Raw genomic sequence first — 9,144 nt, 5'->3', positions numbered from 1 at the left:
AAACAGCGCAGGCCCGCCAGTGGCGAGGTGGCCATGGGCTCGGGCGCCGGCGGCTGCACCTCGCGCGGGTCGGCGCCGGGCAGCGCCAGCGAGAAGCTGCTGCCCGCCTGCAGCGCCGAGCGCAGCGCGATGCGCGTGCCGAGCAGGGCGGCGATGCGCGCGCAGATCGCCAGGCCCAGGCCGAAGCCCTGGCGGCGGTCGCGCTCGGTGTTGGCCACCTGGTAGAACTCTTCGAAGATGCGCGCCTGGTGAATCGGCGCGATGCCGGTGCCGTTGTCGCGCACCTCGATGCGCACCTTGCCGTCGCGGCGCCGCGCGGCCACCAGCACGGTGCCGTCGGGTGCGCTGTGGGTGATCGCATTGCCCACCAGGTTGCCGAGGATGCGCAGCAGCAGCGCCGGGTCGGAGCGCACCGCCAGGCCGCGGTCGCGCCAGACCAGCCGCACGTTGGCCGCGGCCGCGCGGGCCGCATGCTGCGCGTCGAGCTGGTCGAAGAGCTGTGCGAGTGAGAGGCTGCCGATCGTCGGCGTGAGCACCTGCGCGTCGAGGCGCGAGATCTCGAGCAGGTCGTCGAGCAGCACGCTCATGAACTCGGCGGCTTCCTGCAGGCGGAGCACGGCGGGCCGCTGCGCCGTGCTGGCCGTGGGCAGCAAGCCGTCGATGAAGAGGCCCATCGCATGCAGCGGCTGCCGCAGGTCGTGGCTGGCCGCGGCCAGGAATCGGGCCCGCGAGAGCGCGGCCTGTTCGGCCTCGGCCATGCGCTGCAGCGCCACGGCGGTGGCCTGGCGCACCTGTTCCTCGCTCTGCTGCCGGTTGCGCTGCAGTCGCTCGGCCAGGCGGTTGATGTCGTAAGAGAGGCTGGCCAGCTCGTGCTGGGCGCGTCGCTTGCCGTCGGCTGCGGGCGCGTCGCCGCCGGGTGCCACCACGCTGCAGCGGGTGTCGAACTGGCCGGCCTCCAGGGCGGCCACCGTGCGCGAGATGCGGCGCAGCGGCTGCGCCACGCTGCGCGCGGTGTGGCGCATCCAGGCCCAGGCGGCGATCAGCGCGATCATCGCGATGCCGATGCCGGCCATCAGCGAACGGGTGCGTTCGCGGGCGTAGTCGGTGGTGTCGCGAAAGGTCTGCACCAGGCCGATCGGCTTTTCGCCGGCGGCGGTCGAGCCCTCGGGCGCGAAGGCACTGGCGCGCGAGGCCTCGCGCAACGCGACGGGCGCGGTGAACATGCGCAGCTGGTCCATCGGCGCGGTCTTGGGGCCGGCGGTCACGTACACCCCGGCGCTGTTGCTGATCTCCACCCGCGTCACCTGGCCACCGCGCAGGGCGGCGTTGGCCACGTTCTGCAGCGCGGGCAGGTCGCCGGCGTACAGGCTCAGGTCGGACATCGCGGCCACCTGTCGCGCCACCGCATGGCCTTCGGCATTGAAGGCAGCCTCCAGGGTGTCGAGCCGGCTGTTCGTGAACCAGGCGGTCAGGGCCAGCGCCACGGCCGCGCACGGCACCACGCCGAGCCGGAAGAGGTCGCGCTGCAGGCTGCCGCCGACGACCAGCGCGCGGGCATCCGGTGCCGGCGGGTCGGTGGGGCCTGCTGCGGCAGTGGTCACGGGGAGACCGTGGCTGCGGGCGATCATCGGGCCGAGCCCACGCGTTCGCTCAGCTCACGCTCCTCGGGAAGGCGCAGGCCCAGCCCGCGCGCGACGGTCGGATTGACGCGCACCGTGGAGGGCGTCGCGGCCTCCACCAACACGCCGCCCGCCACCGGACCCATGGCCAGCTTCTGGCCGAGCGCGCGTGCCTGCTGCGCCAGCTGGCCCGGCGTGGACACGGCGGCGGCCAGGCCGCCCGATCGCACCAGGCCTTCGCTGGTGCCGAACACGGGCAGGCCCGCGCCGGCGCCGGCGCGCAGCACCGAGAGGGTGGCGGCCTGGCTGTCGCCGATCAGGTCGGGCAGCACCATGATGGCGTCGCTGCGCGGCAGCAGCACGCGCATCACGGCGGCGAGCGACTTGGCGTCCGGCGCGTATTCGACGTGCAGATCCCAGCCGTGGGCGGCGCGTTGCAGCTCGCGCACGATCGGCTCCGATTCGGAGGTGGCCACCACGCCGAGGCGACGCTTCTGCGGCAGCAGCGCGTCGATCAGCGCCAGCTGGTCGGCCATGGCCGGCTCGCGCAGCAGCACGCCCACCGGCCGGTCGCCGCGCTTGAGCGCGGGGTTGCTCTTGATGCTCTCGTAGTCGAGCCGGCTCAGCATGGCCAGCACCAGCGGGTCTTGCCCGGGCCGCTCGATCGCGCTGCGCGCCGCCGCCAAGCCGACCGCCATGGTCACCGGCGGCTCGACCGCGACGGTGGCGCCGGCACGCAGGCCACGCGTGCGCACGCCGGTGGTCACGCGGTCATCGGCGGCGGCCACCCGGTCCGCGGGCATCGCGTCGGCGGGCAGGCGCACCAGCTCGAAGCGGCTGCTTGCGTCCTGCGATTCGCGCAGCAGCCGCACGAACTCCGCATGGGCGGCGTTGTCGTCGGCCAGCAGCACCGTGAGCGCGGCCGCATGGGCGCTGGCCGCGACCAGGGTCGCGCAGGCGGCACTCGCTAGGGCGCGCAGCCCCCGGAGGAGCCCTGAAGAAGGATTCGCAAACATGAACTGCACCTGTGGGGTGATGCAACCAATGTACGAAGCCGGCTCTTTTCGCGCGATAAGGCGGAGGGCTTATGTCTGCCTCCGGCCGGGCGCATTGAAGCGACGGACGGCGCGGGTTCGCGGCCGCTCGGCCTATGCCTTATTACCTATCTCGCGCACGGCGGCCAATTGCGCGCCGATGGCCTGCCGCAGCAGCTTGGGCGACACCGGCTTGTAGAGCACGGCCACGCCCGAACTCGCCACCTCGCGCAGGCGGTCGGGCTTGGTCTCGCCGGTCACCAGCAGGCGGGCGGTGGCGGCGCCGATGCCGCGGGGGTGCCGCTCGAGCGCGGCCAGCACGTCCAGGCCGTTGTCGCCACCTCGCAGCAGCAGGTCGCTCACCACCACGTCGGGCGGGCGATCCCAGGTGTCGGCGCAGGCCAGCGCCTCGGCGCGCGTCTGGGCGGTCATGACTTCGGCGCCCCAGTTGGTCAGCACCACCTGCAGGCCTTCTAGGATGGTGCGCTCGTCGTCGATGACCAGCGCGCGCACGTTCTGCAGGTTCGGCTCTTCGTCGCTGCCCATCCCCACCGGCAGCGCGCCCGGTGCGGCCAGGGCCGGCGCCGCCTCGGCGGACCGCACCATCACGCGCACGCACGTGCCGCGGTGCGGCTGCGAACTCAGCTCGACCCGGGTGTTCAGCAGCGCGGCCAGCCGCTGCACGGTGGCGAGGCCCAGGCCCATGCCGCGCACGTCGCGGCCCTGGTGCGGCTGCGATTCGACCTGGTAGAACTCTTCGAAGACCCGGGTCTGGTGATGCTCCGCGATGCCCACGCCGGTGTCGACCACGTCGATGCGAACGCCGCGCCCGCGCCGGCGCGCGCCCATCAGCACCCCGCCTTCGGTGGTGTGCCGCAGCGAGTTCGACACCAGGTTGTTGAGGATGCGCGAGAGCATCAGGTAGTCGCAGCGCACCCACAGCTCGGTCTTGCGCACCACCAGCCGCAGGTTCTGCTGCTCGGCCACCGGGCGGAAGTTGCGGCTGATTTCGTCGAACAGCTGGTCGAGCGGAAAGTCCACCCACTGCGGCTGCAGCACGCCGGCGTCGAGCTGCGACAGGTTGAGCAGGCCCGAGAACAGGCGGTCCAGCGAATCGACGCATTCGCGGATGTGGCCGATGCGCTGCAGCCGCACCGGGTCGGTCTCGCCATTGGCCAGGCCGTCGGAAAACAGCGTCAGCGCGTGCAGCGGCTGGCGCAGGTCGTGGCTGGCGGCGGCCAGCAGGCGCGTCTTGGCCTGGCTCGCCACCTCCAGCTGCTGGTTCTTGCTCGCCAGCTCGGCGATGGCGTTGGCGATGCGGCTTTCGAGCAGGCCGCGGCTTTCCGACAGCGCCCGGGCCGCCTCGTTGAAGCCGTGCTGCAGGCGCCGCACCTCGGCCGAGCCCGCCACTTCCACCTGCACGTCCTCGCCAGCGCCCAGGCGGTCGACCGCCTCGCCCAGTGCCCGGATCGGGGCGCTGATGCGCCGCGCCGCCCACCAGCCGGCCAGCCCCACGCCCACCAGGGCAGCCGCCAGCACCAGCATCACGTTGAACCAGACCGTGCGCTTGGCCCGCTCGACCGCGTCCAGGCTGATCTCGACCATCACCTTGCCGGCATGCTTGCCGTCGTCGGCCACGATCGGTGCGACCACCTGCAGGCCTTCGCCGCGCTGGCGGTCCACGGTCTCGGAGTTGGCGAGGATCTCGCCGTCTTCCGACCAGATCTGCACCTGTTGCACGTGGGGCTGGTAGCTGCCCGACAACGCGGTGCGCTGCAAGGCGCGGCGGTCCATGCGCTGCATCTGCGACTGCGCCACGGTGGCCACCTGCAGCGCCACGGTCTGCGCATTGGCGCGCATCAGGTCGGTCACGCTGGCCAGGTGCTGGCGCGTGAGCACGGCGATCGCACCCAGCGTCGCCACCGTGGCAGGCAGCAGCGCCAGCAGCACCAGCTGCTGCGCCAGCGTCAGGTGCACGAGCAGGCGCAGGGCACGAAAAGGCCAGTTCATGGGCGCCTCAGTGGTGCCCGGCCGCCGGTGCGGCGCTTCGACTGAAGTACTGGGGCGGGGGAAAAAGTCACGAAATCTGACGAAGTTGGTTTCTAATTGTGTTCTCTCCAGAACCGCTTTGACCAGTCCGCCGCCGGCGCCCGTCCAGAATTCGATGCAGGCCTCCGTCACCGTTCACCGCTTCAGGGCCACTTGCGCCCCCGCCTCCACCGGTCGTTTTCAACGCTTGCAGATGATGGCACGGCGCGCCGCGTCCCTCGTGTGGCGCGGCCTGGTCGCCGTGTGCCTGGGCTGCCAGCTGGCTGCGCCCGCGCAGCCGGTCGCCGCGTCGTCGGCCGCGGTGCCGCTGCGCTTCGGCATCCTGCCGCTGGGCGGCGCCTTCGAGTCGCGCAACGACTGGGAGCCGATGCTGGCCGATTTGAGCCGCGGCCTCGGCCGGCCGGTGAGCGTACTTTCGGTCAACTCCTACGAGGCGCTGGAGCAGGCCATCCAGCGCGACCAGGTCGACATGGCCTTCCTGTCCGGCAAGATGGCGCTCGACGCCGTGTCCCAGCGACGCATGAACGTGGTGGCGCAAGTCACGCGCCACGACGGCTTGCCCGGCTATCGCGCGCTGCTGCTGGCCCGCAAGACCGGCGACCGCACCACGCTCAAGGACCTGCTGGCCCAGCCCGACCGGTGGCGCCTGGCCCGTGGCGAGAGCCGTTCGGTGTCGGGCTTCATCGTGCCGCAGTTGCAGCTCTTCCTGCCCAATCACATCGCCATGGAGACCCGCTTCGCCAGCGAAGTGGTGGGCACGCACCAGGCCACCGCCCTGGCCGTGGCCAACGGCGAGGCCGACGTCGCCACCAACAACACGGCCGACTTCGAGCGGTTCCGCCTGCAGTTTCCGGCCGAGGCCGAGCGCCTGCAGGTCATCTGGGAATCGGAGCTGATCCCGCATGCCCAGATCGTGGTGCGGCGCGACTACAGCCCCGAGTTCCAGAAGAAGGTGCAGGCCTTCCTGGTCGACTACGCCCGTGCCAAGGGTCCGCGCGGCGATGCCGAGCGTGCCGTGCTCAAGTCGCTGCACGACCTGGCCGGGTTTCTGCCCGCCGACAACACGTCGCTGCTGCCGGCGGCCAAGCTCGCCTACCAACTGGCCCGGCAGAGCGCCATGAGCGCCCAGTGGGTCAACGAATCTGCGCGCCAGGCCCGCCTGCAGCGCATCGAGAGCGGGTATGCCGAGCAGGCGGCCGCATTGCGCGGCGCCGCGCCCTGAGCCCGGCGGGCGGCGGCGACTGCTGTGCGCCGCAGCTTGCCAGGCCGCGTTGGGCGCTGGCCTCGCCGCACCCGTCGCGGCCTTGGCGCAGGGCGTGCGCGTCGATGCATCGAGCTCCATCCGCTTCGGCGTGCTCCCCATCGGCGGCGCCGTCGAGTCGCGCGAGAGCTGGACGCCGCTGCTCGACGACCTGAGCCGAGCGCTGGGCCGGCCCGTGTCCGCGCTGTCCGTCAGCTCCTATGAAGCGCTCGACCAGGCCATCCGGCGCGGCGAGGTCGACCTGGCGCTGCTGTCCGCCAAGCTGGCACTCGACGCGGTGTCGCAGCAGCGCATGAGCGTGCTGGCGCAGGTGAAGCGGCATGCCGGCGCGGCCAGCCACCGGGCGGTGCTGCTCGCCCGCCGCGGCGCGCCGCCCGCCCGGCTCGAGGAACTGCTGGCCACGCCCGAACGCTGGCGCCTGGCGCGCGGCGACAGCCGTTCGGTGTCGGGCTTCATCGTGCCGCAGCTCGAACTCTTCTTGCCGCACGGCGTCGCGATGGAGCGCTTTCAGAGCGAGCTGGTCGACACCCACCAGGGCACCGCGCTGGCCGTGGCCAACGACGACGCCGACGTCGCCACCAACAACACCACCGACTTCGAGCGCTTCAAGCAGCAGTTTCCGGTCGAGGCCGCACGGCTGCACGTGATCTGGGAATCGAAAGCCACGCCGCCGGCGCTGGTCGTGGCGCGGCGCGACCATCCGGCCGGGCTGCAGAAGAAGCTGCAGGAGTTCATGGCCGCCTATGGCCATGCCCGCGGGCCGCGCGGCGATGCCGAGCGCGAAGTGCTCAAGTCGCTGCACGCACCGCTCGGCTTCACGGTGGAAGACAACAGTGCGCTGCTGTCGACTGCGGCGCTCGACTACCAGCACGCCCGGCAGCGCGCACTGGCCGCGCAATGGGTCAACGAGGCCGCGCGCAACACGCGGCTCGAGCGCATCGAGCGCAGCTACGCACAGCAGGTCGAGTCCCTGCGCGGCGCGGCACCCTGAGCGCGGCGCGGCTCACCGCGCCCCACGCCGACGACGGCAAATTCTGATGAATCCTCGCGCGGCAGCGCTGGTTGCCGGCATGCGCGAACAGAATCCGGCGCTCCAAAAATAACAAGGAACGCTGTTGAAGGACTCCAGGGGAGGTCGCGGGCTCGCGGCCCGGATAGAGGCGCGCGCCTGCTCGCGCATGACACGGAATGTGGCGCTCCCGCCCGTGCTGGCTGCGCTGACGGCTCTGTTTGCGGCGCTCGTGCATCCGCCGGCGGCAGCGTTGCCCTCCGCGCCCGAGCCATTCGTCGAACGACAGCGCCTGCGTGAACGTGAACGCGAGCGCGAGTTGCGGCAGCAGAACGAAGGACGCGGCTACACCCGCTGGCTGCTGTCGGTGCCGCAGGACGAGGACCGCAGCCTGCCCGAGGACGAAGCGCCATGCACGCGCATCGAGCGCATCGTGCTGACTGGCGAACTCGCCGAAGAATTCCAATGGGCTCTGAACGCGGCTGCCGGCCCGGATGGCTGGGACGATCCGCGCGGGCGCTGCCTCGGCGCACACGGCACCGATATCGTGATCGCACGGCTACAGCGGGCCATCACCTTGCGAGGCTACCTCACCACCCGTGTGCTCGCCGGCCCGCAGGCCGTGAAGCACGGTAGCCTGACGCTGACCCTGTTTCCAGGCCGCATCGCGGCCATCCGTCGTGCCGATGGCATCGACTCGGCCCTGTCCCTAACAAGTGCCATTCCGGCGCGTCCGGGCGATCTGCTCAGGCTGCGCGACATCGAGCAGGGCCTGGACAACCTCAAACGTGCGCCCACCGCCTTGGCCGACATCGCCATCGCACCTTCCGGTGCGGCCGGCGCCCGGCCCGGCGACGCCGATCTGGTCGTCGAGTACGAGCAGCGCTTTCCCTTGCGCGCGACGCTGAGCCTGGACGACGGCGGCACCCGTGCCACCGGCCAGACCCAGGCCGGCGCGACCCTTGCCTGGGACAACCCGCTGGGCATGCACGACCTGCTCTACGTCAACCTCAGCCGCGATGCCTTCGGGCGCGCCGGCAGCGGCACGGGCGGCCAGACCGTGCACTACGCGATGCCATGGAGAGACTGGCTGGCCAGCGCCACCGCGTCGCGGGCCAAGTACCACCAGACCGTGCAGGGTGCCTACGAGACCTACGTCTTCGCCGGCGAGTCGGCCGACACCGAGCTCAAGCTCTCGCGACTCGTCTACCGCGACCGACAGCGCAAGCTCAGCCTCGGCTTGCGCATCCTCAGGCGTAGCGCGCGCAACTTCTTCGACGACGAGGACATCGGTGTGCAGCAGCGCGCCACGTCGGGCTGGGAGTTCGGCCTCACGCACCGCGAGTTCATCGGCGACGCCACGCTCGATGCGAGCCTGGCTTGGCGGCGCGGCACCGGGGCTTGGGGCGCCCGGCCTGCGCCCGAAGAAAAGTGGGGCGAAGGAACCTCACGCTTCAAGCTCGCCACCGCTGAAATCGGCCTGAGCGCGCCGTTCCGCGTCGTCGATCAGCCATTGCGCTTCACGGGCCTGTGGCGCGCGCAGTGGAACCGCAGCCCGCTCACGCCGCAAGACCGCTTCGCCATCGGCGGCCGCTACACCGTGCGCGGCTTCGACGGCGAGTCGAGCCTGATGGGCGAGCGCGGCTGGCTGTTGCGCAGCGACCTCGGCTGGATGTCCGGCTGGAACGGCGCCGAGCTGTACGCGGGCATCGACGTCGGGCAGGTCGGCGGGCGCTCCACCGGCGATCTGGCGAGTCGGCGCTTGGTGGGCGGCGTGGTCGGCCTGCGTGGCGCTTGGCAGGGCTTGGCCTACGACCTGTTCGTGGGTGCGCCGATCCGCAGGCCCGAAGGCTTCGCGGCGGTCCGGAGCGTGGCGGGCTTCAACTTGAACTACAGCTTTTGAGTGGATGGAGGAAAAGAGATGAAGAAGCGCTTTGACCGCATCGTGTTTGGAGCCGTGGCGCTGATGGCCATGCTGCCCTCGTCCGCCCAGATCGTCGGCGCCCCAGGCGTGCCGGCGAACCTGCGGCCCATGGTGCTCACGGCACCCAACGGCGTGCCGCTCGTGAACATCCGCACGCCCTCGGCTTCGGGCGTCTCCCGCAACCTCTACAACCAGTTCGACGTCTCCGCGCGCGGGCTCATCCTCAACAACAGCCGTGCCGCTACCCG

7 protein-coding genes are annotated in these 9,144 nt (G+C 71.5%); 4 read left to right on the top strand and 3 right to left on the bottom strand.

The annotated features are described in order from the left end of the window. The 3 genes from B0W80_RS33225 to B0W80_RS33215 all read right to left on the bottom strand — a co-directional run. On the bottom strand, positions 1 to 1,601 hold a 1,601-nt coding region (locus B0W80_RS33225; RefSeq protein WP_077003405.1), incomplete at its 3' end, for a HAMP domain-containing sensor histidine kinase. Between the two features lie 23 nt (positions 1,602 to 1,624). Further along, entirely contained in the window at positions 1,625 to 2,635 is a 1,011-nt protein-coding gene (locus B0W80_RS33220; protein ID WP_083745799.1) for an ABC transporter substrate-binding protein, read from the bottom strand. A 132-nt stretch (positions 2,636 to 2,767) separates the two neighbouring features. After that, complete coding sequence (locus tag B0W80_RS33215) at positions 2,768 to 4,663, bottom strand: hybrid sensor histidine kinase/response regulator (protein WP_077003400.1); 1,896 nt, start codon at positions 4,661 to 4,663, stop codon at positions 2,768 to 2,770. A 235-nt stretch (positions 4,664 to 4,898) separates the two neighbouring features. Here B0W80_RS33215 and phnD point away from each other — a divergent pair, with 235 nt between their 5' ends. From phnD to B0W80_RS33195, 4 genes are all read left to right on the top strand, one after another. Continuing rightward, positions 4,899 to 5,924 carry a phosphate/phosphite/phosphonate ABC transporter substrate-binding protein gene (gene phnD / locus B0W80_RS33210; RefSeq protein WP_077003403.1) on the top strand — a complete coding sequence of 342 codons (1,026 nt, stop codon included), beginning with the start codon at positions 4,899 to 4,901 and terminating at the stop codon, positions 5,922 to 5,924. Beyond that, positions 5,884 to 6,954 carry a phosphate/phosphite/phosphonate ABC transporter substrate-binding protein gene (locus tag B0W80_RS33205; protein WP_083745797.1) on the top strand — a complete coding sequence of 357 codons (1,071 nt, stop codon included), beginning with the start codon at positions 5,884 to 5,886 and terminating at the stop codon, positions 6,952 to 6,954. Before phnD ends, B0W80_RS33205 begins: the two co-directional genes overlap by 41 nt. Before the next feature lie 199 nt (positions 6,955 to 7,153). Then, a complete protein-coding gene (locus tag B0W80_RS33200) occupies positions 7,154 to 8,875 on the top strand; it encodes a ShlB/FhaC/HecB family hemolysin secretion/activation protein (protein ID WP_256856759.1) in 1,722 nt (573 codons plus the stop codon). A gap of 18 nt (positions 8,876 to 8,893) precedes the next feature. Next, a partial coding sequence (locus B0W80_RS33195) for a filamentous hemagglutinin N-terminal domain-containing protein (protein ID WP_143684898.1) occupies positions 8,894 to 9,144 on the top strand: 251 nt, incomplete at its 3' end.

Source organism: Variovorax sp. KK3, from assembly GCF_001984055.1.
Taxonomy (GTDB): domain Bacteria; phylum Pseudomonadota; class Gammaproteobacteria; order Burkholderiales; family Burkholderiaceae_C; genus Variovorax.
Note: the sequence above shows the minus strand (reverse complement) of the source record. Positions and strands in the feature narration are given on the sequence as shown.